We start from the raw sequence: 19,052 nt of genomic DNA on the forward strand, positions 1-19,052 counted from the left end.
GGCAAGCCCCTGCCCGCCGGAGGCGCTTTTCGCCTTCAGATCGCGTCGAAAATCGCCACCTGAAACGTCCCGGCGCCGCGACGCAGCGGCTTGATGTCCTGTTGGTACTTTGCCGAGAACCAGAAGGCCTCGGCCGCAGCGCGCGACGGGAAGCGCGCCAGCACGGCGTTGATGCCGGCGGGCCAGCCCTCGACGGCGTTTGACGGCACACCGGCGAACTGCGTGACACCACCATGCGCGGCGTAGAGACCTGAGTCCTCGAGCGCCTGGCTGTAGGCGGCGACCTTTTCGCTATCGGTGATGCGCGCGGTCATCAGCAGATAGGCCGGGCGCGGGGCGTCGCCGGTGGTGGGTTCGGTCATGTGCGTGTCCTGTCCAAAATGCGGGCGATGGCCGCCGCGTTGGATGCCTGTTAGCACAGTGCGCGCGGAAAATACGCTTGTCACCGCACGGACGGCGCTGCCGCACGCAATCCGCCTTGCGGTGCAGCGCGGTGCGGGGCATGGGTTCGCTTCGGCACGAAGGGCAGTTGATACATGCAACGTCGCAACATCCGCATAGCAGCACTGGTTTCGACGGCGCTGGTCGCCGTGTTGGCGACGCCTGTGGCGGCGCAGGACGCCGCAGCGGCGGCTGCACCGGCGACACCCGCTGCGGCGCTGGCGCTCGACGCCAGCGAGATCGGGCTGCTCAATACGCTGGTCACCGCCGAGGGCCGGCGCGCGCCGCAGCAATCGACCGCGGTGGCGCTGACCGCGCTGACCAGCGAGCAGCTCGATGCGCGCGGCATCATCACGACGCCGCAGCTGGCACGCATTGTCCCCAATCTGATCGCGACGCCGACGCCGGGGCTGGGGCTGACCAACGATTACACGCTGCGCGGGCTCGGCGGCGGCAGCCGGACGGGCGGCGATGCAGCGGTCGGCACCTTTATCGACAATGTCCATGTCCCGACGCCGGCGGCTGACAGCCTGCGCGGCTTCGACCTCGACCGTGTCGAGGTGCTGCGCGGGCCACAGGGCACGCTTTACGGCCATGGCACCACCGCCGGTGTTGTCGCGGTGACGCTCGCCGAACCCGATACGCGCTTCGGCGGCTACGGCGAGCTCGACTATGGCAAATACAATAGCTGGTTCGGGCGTGCGTCGCTCGATGTGCCGCTCGGTGACGGCTTCGCAGTCAAGCTGTCGGGCTTTTATGGCAATCAAGACGGTTACGTGACCAATCCGCTGACCGGCGAGGATTTGAACGGGGTGGAAACTTCGGGCATCCGCGGGGCATTGCGTGTCGCGCTGGGCGAGCATTTTCGCTGGAACGTGGCGGTGGCCTATACGCAGGCGCAGGGTGAGAACATCGTCAATTTTGCCTGCGATCCGGCCAGTCCGCTGTCTTGCAACGACCGCTACAGCACGACCGGGCTGCGCGCGACGGCGCCCAACGGCATCTACACGCCGTATGCGCCCGCGGTGGTCAGTGGCGCCAAAGCCAATTTCCCGCTCGGCAACAGCGTCGACACGCTGCTCGTCACCTCGAACCTGCAATGGGTCGGGGAGAAGGTAACGCTCAGCCTGATTACCGGCGTGGTGAATACCGACCAGAACTATGCAATCGATTTCGCCGACGGTAGGGCGATGCCGAGCCTGTTGGTCCCCGTGCCGGTGGTGCACGGCTATCCGTCGGGCGGCTACAGCGTGACCAGCCAAGGGCAGTTCGACAGCTTCTCGCAGGATGTGCGACTGGCGGGCAAACTGTGGGACGACCGCATCGACTATGTGGTCGGCGGCTATTTCTTCAGTGAAAACAACAACGTCGATTCCGCTGACATCTTCAACCTGGGCGGTAGTGGCGTCGGCACGCCTGTAGTGCTCGCCGACCGCCGGCTGACCAGCCACACCAGCTCGAGCGCCGGCTACGGCCAGATCGACTTCAACGCGACGAAGCAACTGACGCTGACCGCCGGCCTGCGCTACGCCAGCGAAACGCGCAGCTTCAGCCTGACCGACAATCGCGCCGGCTGCCAGTCCAGCGCGTCGGGCTGCCTGAACAGCGCCAACCTGCTGATCAACGGTACCCTCGTGCCGACCGAGGCGACGCATGACGCGTGGATGCCGCGATTCGTGGCGCGCTGGCAGCAGAGCGACGCGCTGATGGTCTATGCCAGTGCCAGTAATGGCACCGGCGCCGGCGGCTGGAACACGGCAGCGATCACGGCGCAGGGCGTGCTGCCCTATGACCCCTCGAATGTCTGGAGCTACGAGCTCGGCGTGAAATCGCAGTGGCTGGGTGACCGGCTGCGCGTCAACCTGACCGGCTTCTATATCAATGCCAATGACGTTCAGGTCAGCTCGGCGGGCGTCGGCGCGACCGGTGCGCTCGATGTCACCACCGCCAACGTGCCCGATTTCACCAATAAGGGCCTTGAACTCGAAGTCATCGGGCGGCCATTCACCAATCTCGTGCTCACCACCAGCATCGGTTACCAGAACGCCAGCTACGGGCTGGGCGGCAGCACCGCCGACTTCAACGCCTTCGGCGCCAAGTCGCTGGCGCGCCAGCAACGCGATTGCCAGGCGCAGCTTTTGGCAGGCAAGATTCCGCTTGGCAGCGGGGCTTCGAATGCCGCCGACTGCGCGCGCGGCGTGATCGATGCCAATGGCGACCTTGCTACGCCGGCGAACACCCCGGCATGGACGGTGGCGATCGGCGGCACCTATAATTTCGCGATCCCGACCGCCGGTATCGTCCTCAGCCCGACGGTCAATCTGTCGTATCGCTCGGGCATTCAAACCGGTGCCGCCAACGCGACGCTCTATACCGGCGCCGTGACCTCGGCGTTCAATGGGCAGGTCTATCCGGCCAACCCGTTCGGCGGCGATGTCATCAGCGGATCATATGACGGGTCGGCGGTGCTGGTCAGCGCGCAACTGGCGATGGAAACCGACGAGGGCAACTGGCTGGTGGCCATCGCTTGCGACAACTGCTTCGACACCGGCGCAACCACCGCCAGCACGGGCAACTGGAGCTATTTGCAGGTGCCGATGACGTGGACAATCCGCGCAAAACGCAGCTTCTGAGCGACATCCGCGATATTTGTTGCGGCTTTGACCGATATCCAGCGGTTTTGGTGCTTTCTCCTCTGGACAAGAGCCGCGCGCGCGGTTGATATCGTCGCAGGTGGGCGTGATTGTTGCGTCACTTAAACAAACGGGATGGGAGGAATTTTCATGGCAGACGAAAAGAAGCCGAACGCACTGCAAAAGCCGTTGACGCCGTCGCCGGCGCTCGCAGCCGTCGTTGGCGCCGCCATGCTGTCGCGTGGCCAGGTTGTCAGCAAGGTGTGGGAGTATATCCGCGCCAACAACCTGCAGAACCCCGCTGACAAGCGCGTCATTCTCGCCGACGCCAAGCTCAAGGCCATTTTTGGCAAGGACAGCTGCACGATGTTCGAAATGAACAAGTTCCTCGCTCAGCATCTGAAATAGTCCGGCCCGGACTTCGGACCGGATACCGTATCGAAATCCCCGCTCGCAGCCACGAGCGGGGATTTTTTCATGGGGCGTCATGACGACAAATGCTTGAAGCGCCTCCGGCGGGCAGGGGCTTGCCCCTGCACCCATTAATCGGGGTGGCACAGCAACGCCAAATGTCGCGTGCGGTGCGCCGATGCAAACTGTCGGGTGCAGGGACGAGTCCCTGCCCGCCGGAGGCTCTTGAATGCCGCCAATAGCACCTGGCCATGCATGGCGCGACCTGCTCGCCGGGCGCTGGCAGGCGTTCGCGCTGATCATGCTCGGCATGTGGCTGATGGCGGCGGACTCGCTGGTTACCGCGACGATCATGCCGAGTGTCGGGGCAGGGCTTGGCGGCTATGCGTGGTTCGGCTGGGCGACGTCGGGGTACCTGATCGGGCTGGTGGTCGCGGGCGCGTGTGCCGGCTGGCTCAGTGACCGCTTCGGCTTGCGCGGCGTCATGGTGGCGTCGGGCATCATTCTGGCAGCAGGCTGCTGGATCAGCGCCGCCGCGCCGTCGATGCTGGCGTTCGTCATCGGCCGCACTGTCCAGGGCATCGCCGCCGGCTGGGTCAGCGGATTCTGCTATGTGATGATCAGCATGGTGTTTCCCGAACGCCACCTGCCACGGGTGTTTGCGGCAGCGACAAGCGTCTGGGGCATCGCCACCTTGCTCGGGCCGCTGGTCGGCGGGGTGTTTGCCGATGCGGGGAACTGGCGCGGGGTGTTTCACATGTTCGCCGGGCAGGCACTGCTGTTTGCGGTCGCTGCGCTGTGGCTGGTACCGCGCGCCGCGCCGCCCGAAAAGCCGGCGCGCGTGCCGGTGCGGCCGTTGCTGCTACTGACGCTGGCGGTGGTGCTGATGTCGAGCGCCGGGGTGACCGCGAACGTCACATTGGCGCTGGTGCTGGTGCCGGCCGGGCTGGCGTTGCTGCGGGCGGCCATCCTTGTCGACCGCCGTGAACCAGCGGGACTGCTGCCCAAGGCCGGCAGCCGCATCGGCACGGCGCTGGGGTCGGCGTATGCGGCGTTCTTTTGCGCCACCGCCGCTGCGGTCGGCTTCAGCGTCTATGGTCCGGCAATACTGCAGTTCACCAACGGGCTCAGCGCGCTGGAGGCCGGCTATGTCATCGCTGTCGAGGCCTTGGCGTGGACCGGTATCGCATTGCTGGTTGCGGGCGCACGCGAGGCCTGGGTCCACCGCTTCATCGTCGTTGGCATTACCATGATCGCACTCGCCACCGCGCTGCTGGTCGGCGTCATGGCCTCGGGTAATCTGGCACTGGTGCTGGTGGCGGGGGCGTTGCTCGGCGGCGGCTTCGGGATGAGCTTTGCGTTCATCAGCCGCGATATCATGGTCAACCTGTCGGATGACGATCGCGCCATCGGTTCGGGGGCGATCAACGCGGTGCGCAACGCCGGCGGCGCGGCGGGCGCGGCGATTGCCAGCGTCGCTGCCAATCTGACGGGCTTCGCACACGGGCTAACGCCGGCGAATGTCACCAGCGCGTCGTTCTGGATTTTCGCGACGGCGCTACCGCTGGCACTGGCGGCAGTGGTGTTCGCGGTGCGGCTGGTGCGGCTAATGGCAGCCAGCGCCCCGGCCGCGCCTGACGGCAGCGACCGGGGGACCTGAGCGGGCGCTAGAGTGCGGCGCGCAGACGGTCCATCGTCGCCTTGTGCAGCCAGATGTTCATCGAGGCGGAGTCGTTCGTGTCACCGGTATAGCCGAGTTCGACGGCGAGCGACTTGCGATTGGCGAGGCTCGAATCGATGCCGACGAGCTTCATCAGGTCGACGATCGAACTGTCCCAGTTGAGTTTCTGGCCGGCCTTCGACGCCATGTCGGTCAGCACGACTTCGAGCGCCACCTTGGGTGCAGCGGGTGCGGCCGGGGCCGCGGCAGCAGCAGCAGCAGGCGCAGCGGCGGCGGGTGCAGCTGGCGCTGCCGGTGCCTTGCCGAAAATCTTTTCCTTGATTGCGGTGAAGATGCTCATGAGGTTTGGCTCCCTAGGTCAAAAATCAAAGCTAGCGGAGCACCGCCAGCGAGTCTAGCGTCGGTTGACGAATTGGCAACCAATCGCAAATGTCAATTTATTGTAATATCAGGCTTTATTGGCCGGGCGGCCGGATTTCAGTCGCCACCAGCCCAGCACGCCGTAGCTGGCCATCGCAGCGAGCAGTACGCCGAGCAGCGCCAGCAGCACTTCGCCGCTGCGCCCGCCAATATAGCCCAGGGTATGCACGCCCATGCTCGAGTTGAACATCCGGGCGCCAGCACCGTGGTCGGCAGGATTGACCACGGCCACGACCTTGCCGTCGGCGACGTTGATGCGGGTGGCACCTTCGGGGTTGATGTCTGCTGCTGCCTGCACGTTGATGGTGATTGGCTTGTCGGCGGCGCGCGGCATGGCGACCGCGCGAATTTTGGCACCGGGCATCGCCGCCTGCGCCGCGGCAAGCGTCGCCGTCCAGCTCGGTTCGCCCGTTGAAGGCGCTACGGTCGGCGCCTTGGGCAGTGCAATGCCGGGCAAGTTGCCGACGATGCGCTTGAACGCCCAGGCCGAACCGCTGCTGAACTGCAGGAACAGCGGCAGCGCCAGCAGCAAAGCGAGGTTGCGGTGGCTGGCGAGCAGCACCGGGCGCTTGAGCGAGGCTGGCCAGACGCGCCATGAAAAGCCGCGCCGCATCGGCCAATAAATGATCAGCCCGCTGATGATCATCGCGATGCCGGCCAACCCGGCGATGCCGGTGATGTTGGTGCCGGTTTTGCCGATCAGCAGCGTGTGGTGGATGTCCAGCGCCCTGTCGCCGATGCCGCGCGTGCCCTTCCAGCGGTCGACAACCTTGCCCTGCGCGTCGATCCACGCCTGCTCGCCACCTTTGAGCGATACGCCATGGACGGCGAGGTCATACGGCGCGAACCGCGCGGAGACCAGCGCGCCGGGATTAGCCGCGACAAACGCATCGAGCGCCGGGCCAAAGCTCGCCGGATCCGGCACCGGGCCACGCGCAGCGGGCAGCGCGATGCGCACAAAATCGCCGCGGAACGCCGCGACGGTGCCCGAAAGTGCGATGACGACAAGAATGGCTGCGAGCACGACGCCGCACCAGCGGTGGATTTTGCGCAGCAGCTGCATGGTCATTCGGTCTCCGTCCTGGTGGCGCCATAGTTGCGTTTGGTGCCGCCGAGCAAGATGATGTCGGCAATCAGCGTGCGGTCAAGCAATGGTGCCAGCGCTGCATAGGCGGCGACACTGGCCAGCGCCAGCATCGTCGACAGCGGCACTAGCAGATTGAGCGCGATGATCGCGCCCGCCAGCGCCAGTGGCGACAGCACCAGCCGGAACGGCGGCGGCGCGCAGCCCCACAGCTTCGCGAAGCGGTGCGATGCAATCCAGACCATCACGAAGCCGGCGAGCGAGGCGATGGCATAGCCCATGGCACCCAGCGCGTGGCCGAGCGCCAGCGCAAGCACGACCGTCGTCGCCAGCCCGATGCATTGCGACCACAGCACGCGCGTCTGCGCGCCGGCTGCCGCGAGACCCCAACGGGCGTGCCCCGACCAGATGGTGACCGGCACCATCCATGCCATCACGGCGAGCAGCGGCGCGGCATCGAGCAGTTTGGGGCCGAGCGCCAGCCGCACGATCGGCGTCGCGAACACCGTCAGCACCAGCGCGAGGAAGGTCGCACCCCAGCCGGTGACGCGCAGCGACCGTGCCAGCAGGATGCCGAGCGAGCCGTCGTTCCGCGCATAGTTGCGCGTCACCGACGGATACAGGTTGAAGTGATAGAGGTTGCTGAACGTCACCAGCGACGTGACGATGCGTGACGCGGCGGCAAACCATGCGGTGGCGACACCACCGATCAGCGCGCCGATCAGGAACAGCGGCGCATATTGGTTGAGTGCCCAGACCAGATTGGTCGATCCCACTGCCGCGCCCTCGCGCAGCAATGCGCCGAAATCGGCGAACGAGCCACGCAACCGGATGCGCGCGATACGGTGGTGCTGGACCATCAGACAATACAGCGTCATCGCGCTGACCGCGGCAATTTCGGCCCAGCCGACCTCAAGCAGATCGCCCGGCGCGCGCACCAGCGTCCAGATCAGTGCGGCGAACACACCCATGCGCAGCATGTCGGCGATGGCCGCCGCCGCCATGCGTTCGGTCGCCTGGAACAGCCATTGCTGGCGCCACGGCGTCGTCAGCAGGCTGAGCGCGAACAGCCAGACCAGTGCCAGCGGCACCGTCGCCTTCATCAACTGCGTCGCGATAATCAGCATCAGCGGCACGGCAATGAACGCCAGCAGCAGGCGCGCGGCGGGAATCTGGAATGCCAGCAGCGGCAGTTCGTCGGGGTCGCGGCCGACGCGGCGCGTGCCGATGACATCGAGCCCGCCGTCGACCAGCATCGCGAAGAACACCGCCAGCCCGACGACATATTCGACCGCGCCATAGTCGACCGGGTCGAGCATGCGCGCCAGCCAGGCGAAAGCCGCAAAGCCGAGCAGCTTGGCGATGACCTGCCCGCCGGCGAGGACGATATAGTCGCGGAAGAACTTGGTGCCGCTACCGGCGAGCTTGTTCCACAGCGTGACGCTAGGCGTGGTCATGACGTGCCGACCGGTGGCGTGCCCGTACAGCGCGCTTGGGAACCGGAAATGCCGTCGCCCACGGGCAAAACCGCTCTACTTGATGGCGAGATAGCCTTCGAAGCAGATGTATTTGCACACGGTGGTGATGTCCTCGAAACCGGCGCGGCGCATCAGCCCGAAGTTGCCCTCGGTCGAAAACGGCTCGAGAATGCCCTTGAGGCTGCGCGTCTTGCCGACGATTTCCTTCTCATCGAAGCCCTGGCGCAGCTTGAATTCATTGTAGAGCCCCACCGCTATGTCCTGGAAGCGCGCATCAGGCGCGCGGACCTTTTCGAACATGATGAACGCACCGCCCCAGTTGAGTGCCTCATAGATGCGGTCGAACAATTGCTGGCGGTCGCGCGGCGGGATGAACTGCATCGTATAGTAGGAGATGATCAGGTCGGCCTTTTCGAACGCGAAGTTGCGGCCGTCCTCCTCCAGAATCGTGATGCTCGGCACGTCGGCGCAATGCGCGCGCGCCTTGGCGACCATCGGCGCCTCGACATCCATGCCGATGAACTTGGCGCCGACGCGGTGCGCATTGTGCAGCGCCAGCTTCTTGAGCAATTCGCCCGTCGAGGTGCCGATTTCATAGACGGTGCTGGTCGGCGACAGGAACCAGTCGCTCAACTGGCAGGTCAGGTCATGGCCTTCCTCGTAGAGCGGCACCGAATGGCGGATGTGATCGACAAAGGTATCCGCGACGCTGCCGCCGAAGCTCCACGCCGCATTGCCCGCTTCGATGTTTTGCCCGACCTTAGTTGCCATCTTCGAATCCCCTCGACTGCCCGTGCGCCCGCAACATAGCAGCGCAGCGCCGTTTCAAACACCCAGTGCGTTGATATCCAGCGCATCTTCCAGCGCATCTACTCTGGCAACTGTTTCAGAACGACCGCGCCTCACCGCGACTTCACGCACCAGCGCCAGATAGTCGTGCATCGCCGTCGCCTCGCTCCAGCGCGTTGCCACCGCGGCCTGGCCCGATGCACCGAGACGGTCGCGCAGCGCGGTGTCGGTGGCCAGCGTCATCACCGCGACGCGCAGCGATTCGCTGTCGGTGAACAGCAGGCCGCCGCCGCTTTCATCCAGTATCTGGGCATAGGGGCCAAGGTCGCGGGCGATCAGCGGCGTCGCCTCGCGGAATGCTTCGAGTGCGACCATCGGGAAGACTTCGTAGCAACGCGAACAGGCGATCAGCGCGCGCGCGTTGCGGTACAGGCCGGGCAGTTTGGCGGGATCGACCTGGCCCAGAAAATGCACATTGGCCTTGCCCTTGGCGAGTTCGTGCAGTTCGGCGCCATAATTGCCCTCGCCGGCGATCAGCAGGTCGGCGGGGATGCGTTCGTCCCACGCCGGGATGACATCCTGCAGCCCCTTGATGACTTCAAGCCGCCCGACAAACAGAAAATACGGGCGCGGATAGGGTGACTGCGCACTGGCCCCGCGTGCTTCGGTTTCGTCGGCGGGCATGAATGATGCCATCTGCCGCATTTCGCGCTTGAAGCCGAAGGCGCGGTGGTTTTCGGCGACCGAATGGCTCAGCGCGATGAATTCGTCGACATGCGCGGCCTCGCGTTCGAGCAAGCCGGTGGAACGCCACAGCTGCGGCGGCCGATGAAACGCCAGCGAGCATTTGAAGCAGTCGCGCGCGTCACACAGCTCGCGGTTGTAGCGCCACAGCACATGGTTGGCGCACACCATCCAGTGCTCATGCGCGGTATGCAGCTTGACGGCGTCGCCGAGCGCCCAGACGCCGGGGCCGCCGACCAGCGAGATATTATGGTAGTGGATCACATCGAAGCCGCGACCCAGCAGCGCGGAAATGGCATCGCGCTGGACGACGGGCTTGCCGATCTGCTGCGTCAGCAGCGCCGAGCCCGTCGGCCAGCGGCTCGACAGCCGGTGGACGGTAACGCCGGGCGGTTCGGGTAGCGGCGGCGGCGGTTCTTGGCCGGTCATCGCGCACCACGCATCGGCGTCATAGATGACTTCGACTTCGCAGCCGGCGCGGGCAAGTGCGTGTGCGAAACTGCGCACATAGCGCCCGTCGCCGCCGAAATTGCACGGCGGGTAAAAGGTCGTGACGAGAGCGACACGCAGCGGCGGTACAGGCTGCGGTTTCGCCATGTCAGGCGCTGGCGTCGGCCGTCGCCTCGGCAGCCGCGACGCCGCGGATCAACCAGATCCCACCGTCGCGTTCGGTCACGCGGTAGCTGCGCAGCTTGAAGGCGTCGCACGCCGACTTGCCGTCGGTCAGGTTGAACGCGATGCCGTGGCCCGGACAGAAAATCTGCGTCGCGTCATGATGGCCATCGACGAGATCGACCATGCGGTGCGGGCAGCGCCGGTCATAGGCGCGCAGGCCTTCGGGGCTGCGCACCAGCAGCAGCTTGAGACCCGGACCATCGACCGCGAGCTTGTCGCCGGCGGGCAGGTCGGCAACCGCGCACAACCGCGTTTCGCCCGAGGCCGCGGGTGCGTCGGCCAGCGTCAGATGGCGGGTGTGCGGATCGGGCGGCACCGGGACTTGGCCTACCGACGGCTCGCCGTGGAACTTGTCGGCGGGAAACAGCGCGATGTCGGCAAAATCGCGACGCGCCAGCGCGGTGCTCGAATACCAATGTTCTGCATTGAACGGCGCATTGTCGTTGAAGCGCGGCGCGTTGGGGTTGATGCGCATGGTCAGCGCGACGCGGGTGTCGTCCGAAATGTTGACGTGCGTGCCGTGGAGCATTTCAGGGTTGAACAGCAGCAACTGCCCGGGCTTCAAGTCGACCTTGGTCGGCGCCGGCAAATTGATGCCGGGCGCCAGATACATGCTCGACGGCTCGTAATCGACACGGTTGCCGAACAGTTCGGGGTACAGGATGACGGTGTTGCCGGTGTTGACGCCGTCGATCGACAGCCAGACATTGAAGCCGTCATAGCTGTGGCCATACCAGGTATCGATGTGCGGGCCGTGGCTGCGCGCCAGCGTCGGCAGGTCGCCGTGGTAAAGGTCATCGTTGAAGGCGATCTGGTGCGCGGCGATCTTGGCGCGCTTGCGGATGCGGCGGGTAATCTGGTTGATGAAGATCGACGGCCGGCGCAGCCCGGCCTCGATCAGCCGCAGCCGCTCCTCCCAGTCCGTCGGCGGTGCGTCTTCCTTGCCGCCGACGCGCGCGACGACCTGCGGATAATGGACGCGCAGCACAATGAGCATGTCGACATAGAAGGGGTCGGGCAGCCCGATGGTCTCATGGCCGACTTCATAGGCCCAATAGTAGAGATCGTCGCGGACGCGCTTGTTGATGAAATCTTCGAGCAGCAGCACCTTCTCGACGGGGAAGTGCAGGTGCAACTTGCGCAGCCCGTCGCGTTCGACGCCGGCGCGCGCTGCCGGCCCGGCAAAATGCGCTACCCCGGCCAGAAACGCGTCATGCAGCTTGGCGAGGATGGCATCGCGGCCGGCATAGTCATCGAGGATCGCATGCTCGCCGCCGAAAACGATTGCCTGGGCATCGGCTAGTTTCACCTGGAGGTCTCCTTCAATTCCGCCTCTGCGGTTTTGCGATATACCTTGACGGTGCCGCCGCCAAGCGTGCCGTCGAACGAAGCCGCAAGATTATATTCACGCGCGATACGCGCCATGGCTGCTTCCTGACCCGGCAAGACATGGTCATCGAACGCCGTGACGATCCAAACGCGCTGGCCCTGCAGCGCATTCAGATCCGCCTCGGTGGCGATCACCGGCCAGCCGGGTGCGAGATAGGATTTGAGCGGTGCGCTGGCCAGCCCGATCGAGGTCGCGACATCGCCCGGCGCGCGCTGCGCCGCAATGAGTGCCAGCGCGCCGGCGAAATCCTGCTTGGGCCGCGCATAGTTGCGCACCAGCAGCAGCGCAGATGCCGCCACCATGACCAGCGTGCCCGCGATCAGTAGCGCGCCCGCGAGTTTCGGGCGCCCAACACGCGCTGCCAGCCAATCGGTTAGCGCCACCGCACCGGCAGCGACGCACAGGAAGACGAAGCCGATATCGACGAAGAAATAACGCGGCCAGATACGGAAATCGAGCGCCACCAGTAGCGCCAGCGCCACCGGAATCGACAGCAGATAGACCGCGACGATGACCGGCGCCCGCCGCCGCATCGCGTTGATGCCCAGCCCGACGAGCAGCAACGCGCCACCCAGCGCCAGCGGCGCCAGCGGGCCGAAGCTGTCGAGGCTCGCAGTGATTTCGCGCAGCGTCCGCAGCGGATTGACCCACTCGGCCATCGCCGAACTGGTCTTGCCCGATGACACGGTGTTCATTGCCTTGAGCACCTGCGTGTAAAGCGGCAGGTGCAGCAGCAAGGTCAGCAACCCGCCGACGACAAAGCCATAGACCGGGCGCCAGTCGCGCTGGCCGCGAACCCACACGACGACATAGACCAGCGCATGCGCGGCGAAGAAGAACCCTGCCGACAGATGCGTGTACATCGCCGCTGCAACGCAAATGCCGTAGCCGGTCCAAACGCTCAGTCTGGGGTTATGCAGCCCGCGCGCCAAGAGTAGCGTCGCGAGCGACGTCCAGAACAGCAGCGCGGTATAGCCACGCGCGTTCTGCGAGAACCAGACATGGTGATACGAAATCGCCAGCAGCAGCACCGCGAGCAAAGAGGCGCGTCGGCCGGCAGCCTCGCGGCCGATAAGCCACAGCACGACCAGGCTGGCGACGCCGTAGAGCATTGCCGGCAGCCGTAGCGCCCAGGCGCTTTCGCCGAACGCCAGGATCGAAGCACGTGCCTGCAGCGAATAGAACATGTGGTTGTTGAGCGAAGAAAAGTCGCCGACGAGGTCGCCATAGGGTTTGCGGACAAAGTCGGTCAGCGTCAGGATTTCGTCATACCAAAGCGGCGCATTGAGCCCGATGACGCGCAGCACCAGCGCCAGCAGCAATATTGCCGCAAGCGCCAGCCACTCGTTGCGGCTGACCGGCTCAGCCGCCACGGCCGGCCTCGAGCGTCTGCCCCAGCGATGATTTCCAACGCGCGATGGCTTCGACCGGCGGGGTGACGGAAATTGCCAGATCGCCGTCGATCATCGCCTCCAATCGCGCAAAATCATCGCGCGCCGCCGTCGGCAGGTTGAAGTCGCGACCCATTTCCTGCGCGCGGTTGTCGATTTCGACGATGATGGCGCGGCGGCCGTGCTGCAGCGCGCGGATGCCGCCGTGCAGCCGGTTGCCGACATAGTCGAGGCTCGGCGCCTCGCGCAGCAGCCGGTCATAGGCCGACAGGCTGGGCTCAAGGATGCGGATGTCGTCGCCAAAGCTGCGCAGCCAGTCATGGTCCTCGGCAGTCTGCACCCAGGCGTGGATGACTTTATAGCGCGACCGCAGCGTTTCGATCAGCCGGCCGTCGGCGGCGCGGTCGGGGATATAGGTGTTGAGCGTGGTGACCACCTCGTCGGCGCGGGCGCGCGGCAACGCGGCGCAACGCTCGGGCGACAGGTTCCACAGTGTCGGGCAGCCGGTGTTGACGGTGTTGGTAATGCCGATGGCGGCAAGCATCGCCTGCGCCTGGCTGTCGCGCACCGAATGCAGCGCCGTAGGATGCAGCACGCGGCGCAGCAGCCAGCGCGTGTAGGGGTCGGGCTTCATCTGGTGCTGGTACCAACCCACCCCCATCAGCACGACGTTCATGCCGAGGAACGCATCGCGCGGGCTGAGCCGCCATACCGAGCGTAGCCACTGGTGCGATGAAATCAGGTTCGATCCGCCCGCGACCACCAGATCGGCGGCCTGCACCATCGCCCGGCCCTTGGCGCCCATCGTGTCATGGCTGGCGACGCTGGCGACCAGTACGTCCTTCAACGGCCGGTCGAGTTGTTCGCGCACCGCTTCCATGATGATCTGGTCGCCGATGTTGGTCGAAGCGACTGACGTGTCGAGCAGGACCGCGCGCTTCATGCGTTTGCCTTGGTGATGCGCGCGCCGATGATGACCTCGAAATCGGGGTCGCAGAAATCGAGTTCGTCGGGTTCGAGCTCCTCGAGCGCCAGCCCCTGCAGATAGGCGGTCGCCGACAGCACATTGCCGTACGGTGTGACGACCGCGGTCGATCCAGGGAAGCGCTCGGCGGCCAGCCGTTCGACGGCGGGCGCGGTCAGCCGCCAATATTCGCCCCAGTCGTCGCGGCCCAGTCGCCGGCCGATCTTGGAGATGCCCGAGGTCGTCAGCAGCAGCACGCCACCGGGCTTGAGGATACGGTGCAGGGTGTCGAGCGCGGCATTCATGTCCCAGATCATCTGCAGCGTCTGCGTGAAGATGATGCAGTCAAAGCTGTTGTCGGGAATGTGCGGTGCATTGGTCAGGTCGGCGACGATGGTGGCGTCGGGATTGCCTTCAACATAGTGCAGCACTTCGGGTTGGGTGACGCGGCCCTGGCCGTATTTGTTGATGTAGAACGGGTCGCCGAGTTCGAGCGTGCGGCCCCGAATTGCATCGGCATTGGCCGCCAGAAACGCCTCGATATAGTGGCGGTCGATCGGCCGGCCGCGCTCCATGCCGAAGCTGGCGCTGACTGGGGTAACGCGGCGCAGGTCGCCGAAGCTGACGCTGCCGCGACGCGGCCATTGCAGCCCGTATTTGCGCCGCATGCTGCCGATCCACGCGCGCTGGCGCGGGGAGAGCAGCCGCCGGAGCAGGCTGTCCTGGCTGCCTTTGCCTGCGTCAGCCAAACCCGCCTCCCAGTTTTTCGCGCAAGGTCCGCAGCCCCTGCCGGACGCGCAGATAGCCATTGCGGCCGTCGAGCAGCCCGCGCCAGTGCCGCCGGTCGCGGAAATAATGCATCTCGATGCGCGGCAGGTCGTGTGCGTCGCGCCGCTGCTGCGCGCGCCCCAGCCGCGTGCCGAAACCGAAGCGGTAGTGCCGCGCGATGGTGGCAACGACCGCCGCGTTGACCGCGCCATAGGGGGCGGCAAAGCTGGTGACCGGCGCGCCGGTCCACGCTGCCAGTTCGGGGGCGCAATCGGCGATTTCGCGTTCGCAGGCGGCGGTGTCGATGCGCGTCAGATTGGCGTGGGTGCGGCTATGGCCGCCGAACTCGAACCCGGCTTGCGCCAATGCGGCAATGTCATTTGCGGCCATCAACCGGCGGAGCGGCACATCGGCGCCTTCCCAATCCTCCGACCCGCCGATGCGCGCGGTCGGCACGAACACCAGCGCGCTGAAGCCATGCTGCTTCAAGATTGGCGCGGCAGTTTCGGCAAAGTCGGCGAACGCATCATCGAAGGTAATCAGCACCTGCTTGCCCGCCGGTGCACCGTCCCACCAGCGCCCGAAGTCATCGAGCCGCTGGCTGGCATAGCCGGCGTCGGCGAGCTCGGCCATCTGCATCGCGAAGGTGGCGGGCGCAATGCTTGTCGGCCCGACGTTCGCCGAGATCGAATGGTAAGTGAGCACCAGCCCCGACATCAGTCCTCGACGACATGCGTTTCGAAGACCGCGCGATAGTCGTGCCACTTGGCGCTGTCGAAGCTCCCGTCGGGACGCAGGCAATCGACCGCGCCATGCGCCATCGCCAGCGCGTGATGCGTGTTGTCGTGCGCAAACAGCCCCTGGCGCCCGAAGGTCAGCAGGCCATCAAAACCTTCGAGCCACTTGTCCATGACCGCAAGATCGGCTTCGAAGCTGCGGTCATAGACCGGATAGGCATAGCCCAGCCGCTTGGTGTGCGTGGCGCGCACTTTGGCGGTCACCGGCAGCCCGACGCCGCCGAGCCATTCGCACAGCTTGGCGCCAAGTTCGTCGTCGGACAGCGCCCACAGTGGCTCGTGCGGATCGCACGGCAGTTCGGCGCACAGGATGGTGACGCCGTGGGGCTCGGTGCTCGCCGAATAATTCTTGGGCTCCGACAGGCGCGAGATCGGCACCGCGATTTCGGGGAAGTAGTGCGCGTCATACTCGGTGAACTGCTGCGTTTCGAGCACGAGATAGATGAGGATCATGCCGCGGTAGCGGATGCGTGCAGCCGCCGCCGCGACTTCGGGCGGTGCCGGCGGGTCCATCATCTTGACCAGCGCGGTAATTGGCAGCGTCGACCAGACGACATCGCTTTCAACGCGGGTTTCGGTGTCGCCACGCTTCCAGCGCACCGCGGTCACCTTGCCGTCCTTGTGCTCGACGGCGCTGACTGCGGCTTCGAGTTCGAAACGCGCGTCGCGGGCTTCGGCGCGGGCACGTAGCGAATCGCTGATCTGGCCAAAGCCCAGCCTCGGGTAGAAAAACCCGCCGGTCATCGGCTTCTTGAGGCCCGGCACCTGGCCGAGGATCTTCTTGATGATCTTGCCGACCGAACTGCCCGAAATGCGCTTTTGCGCTAGCGTCACCGCGAGTTCCTCGGGAGGCAGCGCCCAGAGCTTGCGCATATAGGGGAAGTAAAAGCTTTCGCTCATCGCCGGGCCGAGGCCGGTGAGCAGCACGCTGGCAAAGGTTTCGGGGCCTTCGGGTTTGCGGCGCAGCTTCTTCGTCGCGGCGTCCCAGAACAGCGAAAAGGTGAAGCCCTTGGGCAGCTTGAGCACCAGATCGACAGGCTTCAAGGGGAAATGAATCCAGCGCTTCTGCAGCCGGATGCGGCCGTGGCGCGGGCGCCACAACAGGTCGGGCCCCACGGCGTCCTGGATCATCGCCAGAATGTGCGGCTCGCAGGCGGGGTGCAGGCGGTGGCTGCCGAAATCGCAGTGGATGCCCTCGAGATCGAAGCTGCCCGAGTTGCCGCCGACGCGCGGCGCGCGTTCGAGCGCGACGATCGACTGCGCTTTGCCGCTGTTCGCCAGCATCAGCGCCGCGCCGACACCGGCGGGGCCGGCACCGAGGATGGTCACGCGGGGTTTGGCAGCGTCAGCCTTCATGCACTTGTTCCAGCTTTTTCAATTTGGGGGAGGGCCAGCGCAACTGCACCAGAAAGCCGATCAAGCCACTGGCATAGAGCACCGTCTGCCACACTAACCCGATGGCGACGACCTGCGCCGGATCGGCGCCGAACGGCTTCATCAACGCCGCCATGCTGGCTTCGCGCACGCCGAGCCCGCCGAGGCTGATCGGCGCGATGGCGATGATTTTCGCCGTCGACCAGGCGTAGAACCACGCGGCGGTCGGCGCCTCGACGTGGGCCGCCTGCGCGAACGCGACATTGATCAGGATGAACAGGCATTGCACCGCCATCGAAATGCCGAGGCAGGCGAGCAGCAGTCCCGGCGTGCGCGCCAGGTCGGCGAGCACCGCGACGATGCGCGCCACCAGCTTGAAGACCTTGCCGCCGCTGCGGCGCGCCAGTGCATGGTCGAGCGGAATCGCCACCGCAAAGCCGATGATGACGGCCGCGACGCCTGCCAGCATCAGCAGCCGCAGCGCTTGCGGATCGCCGAGTTCGGGGCGCCACGCGACATAGGCGCCGACCAGCGCGATGAGCAGCAGACCGACGGTATCAAGCAACCGGTCGGCGACCGAGCCGATAGCAAGCTGCGCCTTGTCCTGCGCCTGCGGCATCACCAGCCCGGCCCGCACGACATCGCCGCCAGCAACACCCGGCAGTGCCAGGTTCGCCGCCAGCCCGGCGAGATGCGCGCGAAACGCTGCACCAAAGCCGATGCCGGGACCGATGAGTAGTCGCCATTTCGCAGCCGCCGCCGCATGGCCGAGCAGGAACAACGCCAGTGCCGCGAGCCAGAGCGCCGGCGACAGCGCGCGCGCGGCGGCCCAGACCTGCTTGAACGGCACGAAATGGAAAATCAGCGCCAGCACAACGGCGCTGACGCCGACGCGGACCAGCCAGATGACAGGTAGCTTACGGGCAGGCAGCTTGTCTGTTGGCGGGGCAGCGACGCTCATGCGTCGGGCGCCTCCCATTTCGGCGCGGCCTTGACCGATGGCCGCAAATTGAGCCGCGCCAGCATGTCGGCGAGCAGCCCGAGCGACCAGACCATTACCGCACCCAGCAGGCCCAGCACCGCGGTTTCGGAAAGATTGTCGACATAGATGTCATAGATGCCCTTGAGCACGCCCATGACGAACAGCAGCAGCCCGAGCGGCATGAACACGCGCAGCGGCTGGAAATACACCGTCAGCCGGCAGACAAGAAACATGAAGCGGAAAAAGTCGGTCGGCCGGATCTTCGATACGCCGACGCGCTTGCCATATTCGATCGGCAGGTACGACACGCGCTGGCCGGTCGCGAGCATGCACAGTGTCACCGTGGTGGTGAACGAAAACGCTTCGGGCAGCAGCGGCACGAACTGTTCGAGCGGTTCGCGCCGGAACACCCGCAGACCAGAATTTAGATCGGTGATCTCGTGTCCGGCGAGCAGGCTGGCGAGGTTGTTCAGAACCCATTTTGCCGGCTTGCGGATCATTGGCACGCCCTTCATTGCCGCACCGCGGTCGCCGACGACCATGTCGTTGTATGCCGCCATGCCGATCATTTCGGGCAGATACCTCGCCGGGTAGGTGCCGTCGGCATCGAGAATGGCGACCAGCGGCGCGGTGCTGACCGCGATGCCGGCCTTGAGCGCGCGGCCATAGCCGCCGTTGTTGGGGAAGTTGACGACGCGCGCACCGGTTTCGCGCGCACGGGCCAGCGTGTCATCGCTCGATCCGTCGTTGACGACGATGATTTCGTGGGTGATGCCCGCTTCGGTCAGCACCGCGCGCACGCTGTCGACCGTCGCCTTGACGGCATCCTGTTCATTATACGCCGGGATGACGACTGAAACCGCAAGCGGTGGCGCCTTGGCCGCGCTGCCCGCTGCGGCGTGTTCCGAATGTTCAACCTGCCCTGTCAAAGCTTTACCCCCGGTTGGTCGACGTCTCTATAGCGCGCCGGCGTGACAATGGCACCCTGTTGTCAGCGCAATTCTTCGCTTGTGCAGCATTTTGCCCACAA

The 19,052-nt window shown here is 65.5% G+C and carries 17 protein-coding genes; 3 read left to right on the forward strand and 14 right to left on the reverse strand.

Going from position 1 to position 19,052, the window contains the following annotated elements; all coding sequences use genetic code 11:
* Positions 1-35: 35 nt before the first annotated feature.
* On the reverse strand, positions 36-362 hold the full coding sequence (locus EUV02_RS12305) for a DUF1330 domain-containing protein (protein ID WP_135246594.1): 327 nt from the start codon (positions 360-362) through the stop codon (positions 36-38).
* 174 nt (positions 363-536) lie between these two features.
* Here EUV02_RS12305 and EUV02_RS12310 point away from each other — a divergent pair, with 174 nt between their 5' ends.
* The 3 genes from EUV02_RS12310 (at position 537) to EUV02_RS12320 (ending at position 5,145) form a co-directional block, all read left to right on the forward strand.
* A complete protein-coding gene (locus EUV02_RS12310) occupies positions 537-3,074 on the forward strand; it encodes a TonB-dependent receptor (RefSeq protein ID WP_135246595.1) in 2,538 nt (845 codons plus the stop codon).
* Between the two features lie 150 nt (positions 3,075-3,224).
* On the forward strand, positions 3,225-3,482 hold the full coding sequence (locus EUV02_RS12315) for an SWIB/MDM2 domain-containing protein (protein ID WP_207790183.1): 258 nt from the start codon (positions 3,225-3,227) through the stop codon (positions 3,480-3,482).
* Positions 3,483-3,714: 232 nt separating this feature from the next.
* Positions 3,715-5,145, forward strand: coding sequence for an MFS transporter (locus tag EUV02_RS12320; RefSeq protein WP_135246597.1), 1,431 nt, complete (start codon positions 3,715-3,717; stop codon positions 5,143-5,145).
* 7 nt (positions 5,146-5,152) lie between these two features.
* Here the strand turns inward: EUV02_RS12320 and EUV02_RS12325 are convergent, their stop codons facing one another.
* The 13 genes from EUV02_RS12325 to EUV02_RS12385 all read right to left on the reverse strand — a co-directional run bounded on the left by EUV02_RS12325 (position 5,153) and on the right by EUV02_RS12385 (position 18,951).
* On the reverse strand, positions 5,153-5,506 hold the full coding sequence (locus EUV02_RS12325; protein ID WP_135246598.1) for a DUF3597 domain-containing protein: 354 nt from the start codon (positions 5,504-5,506) through the stop codon (positions 5,153-5,155).
* Positions 5,507-5,614: 108 nt separating this feature from the next.
* Positions 5,615-6,655, reverse strand: a complete 1,041-nt coding sequence (locus tag EUV02_RS12330) for a PepSY-associated TM helix domain-containing protein (RefSeq protein ID WP_135246599.1) — start codon at positions 6,653-6,655, stop codon at positions 5,615-5,617.
* The gene (locus EUV02_RS12335; protein ID WP_135246600.1) at positions 6,652-8,127 is read right to left on the reverse strand and encodes an oligosaccharide flippase family protein; all 1,476 of its coding nucleotides are present in this window, start codon (positions 8,125-8,127) and stop codon (positions 6,652-6,654) included. Before EUV02_RS12335 ends, EUV02_RS12330 begins: the two co-directional genes overlap by 4 nt.
* Positions 8,128-8,202: 75 nt before the next feature.
* Complete coding sequence (locus EUV02_RS12340; protein WP_135246601.1) at positions 8,203-8,919, reverse strand: methyltransferase domain-containing protein; 717 nt, start codon at positions 8,917-8,919, stop codon at positions 8,203-8,205.
* Positions 8,920-8,973: 54 nt separating this feature from the next.
* Positions 8,974-10,278 carry a glycosyltransferase family 4 protein gene (locus tag EUV02_RS12345; protein WP_135246602.1) on the reverse strand — a complete coding sequence of 435 codons (1,305 nt, stop codon included), beginning with the start codon at positions 10,276-10,278 and terminating at the stop codon, positions 8,974-8,976.
* 1 nt (position 10,279) lies between these two features.
* The gene (locus tag EUV02_RS12350) at positions 10,280-11,665 is read right to left on the reverse strand and encodes a Rieske 2Fe-2S domain-containing protein (RefSeq protein ID WP_135246603.1); all 1,386 of its coding nucleotides are present in this window, start codon (positions 11,663-11,665) and stop codon (positions 10,280-10,282) included.
* Complete coding sequence (locus tag EUV02_RS12355; protein ID WP_135246604.1) at positions 11,662-13,119, reverse strand: glycosyltransferase family 39 protein; 1,458 nt, start codon at positions 13,117-13,119, stop codon at positions 11,662-11,664. The genes EUV02_RS12350 and EUV02_RS12355 overlap by 4 nt, the downstream gene beginning before the upstream one ends.
* Positions 13,109-14,080, reverse strand: coding sequence for a polysaccharide pyruvyl transferase family protein (locus tag EUV02_RS12360; protein WP_135246605.1), 972 nt, complete (start codon positions 14,078-14,080; stop codon positions 13,109-13,111). Before EUV02_RS12360 ends, EUV02_RS12355 begins: the two co-directional genes overlap by 11 nt.
* Positions 14,077-14,850 (reverse strand): class I SAM-dependent methyltransferase, encoded by a 774-nt coding sequence (locus EUV02_RS12365; RefSeq protein ID WP_207790184.1) that lies wholly within the window; start codon positions 14,848-14,850, stop codon positions 14,077-14,079. The genes EUV02_RS12360 and EUV02_RS12365 overlap by 4 nt, the downstream gene beginning before the upstream one ends.
* The gene (locus EUV02_RS12370) at positions 14,843-15,586 is read right to left on the reverse strand and encodes a polysaccharide deacetylase family protein (RefSeq protein ID WP_135246606.1); all 744 of its coding nucleotides are present in this window, start codon (positions 15,584-15,586) and stop codon (positions 14,843-14,845) included. Before EUV02_RS12370 ends, EUV02_RS12365 begins: the two co-directional genes overlap by 8 nt.
* On the reverse strand, positions 15,586-17,022 hold the full coding sequence (locus tag EUV02_RS12375) for a protoporphyrinogen/coproporphyrinogen oxidase (protein WP_135246607.1): 1,437 nt from the start codon (positions 17,020-17,022) through the stop codon (positions 15,586-15,588). The genes EUV02_RS12370 and EUV02_RS12375 overlap by 1 nt, the downstream gene beginning before the upstream one ends.
* Positions 17,012-18,001: a lysylphosphatidylglycerol synthase transmembrane domain-containing protein gene (locus tag EUV02_RS12380; protein ID WP_166430619.1), complete on the reverse strand. Its 990-nt coding sequence runs from the start codon at positions 17,999-18,001 to the stop codon at positions 17,012-17,014. Before EUV02_RS12380 ends, EUV02_RS12375 begins: the two co-directional genes overlap by 11 nt.
* Entirely contained in the window at positions 17,998-18,951 is a 954-nt protein-coding gene (locus EUV02_RS12385; RefSeq protein WP_135246609.1) for a glycosyltransferase family 2 protein, read from the reverse strand. The genes EUV02_RS12380 and EUV02_RS12385 overlap by 4 nt, the downstream gene beginning before the upstream one ends.
* Positions 18,952-19,052 lie beyond the last annotated feature (101 nt).

The organism is Glacieibacterium arshaanense (assembly GCF_004681125.1).
GTDB classification, from domain to species: domain Bacteria; phylum Pseudomonadota; class Alphaproteobacteria; order Sphingomonadales; family Sphingomonadaceae; genus Polymorphobacter_A; species Polymorphobacter_A arshaanense.

Bases quoted from the DNA above. Each gene is read 5' to 3' on its own strand.
- EUV02_RS12325 (WP_135246598.1), bottom strand. From the start codon at position 5,506: ATGAGCATCTTCACCGCAATCAAGGAAAAGATTTTCGGCAAGGCACCG.
- EUV02_RS12380 (WP_166430619.1), bottom strand. From the start codon at position 18,001: ATGAGCGTCGCTGCCCCGCCAACAGACAAGCTGCCTGCCCGTAAGCTA.
- EUV02_RS12370 (WP_135246606.1), bottom strand. From the start codon at position 15,586: ATGTCGGGGCTGGTGCTCACTTACCATTCGATCTCGGCGAACGTCGGG.
- EUV02_RS12335 (WP_135246600.1), bottom strand. From the start codon at position 8,127: ATGACCACGCCTAGCGTCACGCTGTGGAACAAGCTCGCCGGTAGCGGC.
- EUV02_RS12345 (WP_135246602.1), bottom strand. From the start codon at position 10,278: ATGGCGAAACCGCAGCCTGTACCGCCGCTGCGTGTCGCTCTCGTCACG.
- EUV02_RS12330 (WP_135246599.1), bottom strand. From the start codon at position 6,655: ATGACCATGCAGCTGCTGCGCAAAATCCACCGCTGGTGCGGCGTCGTG.
- EUV02_RS12315 (WP_207790183.1), top strand. From the start codon at position 3,225: ATGGCAGACGAAAAGAAGCCGAACGCACTGCAAAAGCCGTTGACGCCG.
- EUV02_RS12340 (WP_135246601.1), bottom strand. From the start codon at position 8,919: ATGGCAACTAAGGTCGGGCAAAACATCGAAGCGGGCAATGCGGCGTGG.
- EUV02_RS12360 (WP_135246605.1), bottom strand. From the start codon at position 14,080: ATGAAGCGCGCGGTCCTGCTCGACACGTCAGTCGCTTCGACCAACATC.
- EUV02_RS12320 (WP_135246597.1), top strand. From the start codon at position 3,715: ATGCCGCCAATAGCACCTGGCCATGCATGGCGCGACCTGCTCGCCGGG.
- EUV02_RS12310 (WP_135246595.1), top strand. From the start codon at position 537: ATGCAACGTCGCAACATCCGCATAGCAGCACTGGTTTCGACGGCGCTG.
- EUV02_RS12305 (WP_135246594.1), bottom strand. From the start codon at position 362: ATGACCGAACCCACCACCGGCGACGCCCCGCGCCCGGCCTATCTGCTG.
- EUV02_RS12375 (WP_135246607.1), bottom strand. From the start codon at position 17,022: ATGAAGGCTGACGCTGCCAAACCCCGCGTGACCATCCTCGGTGCCGGC.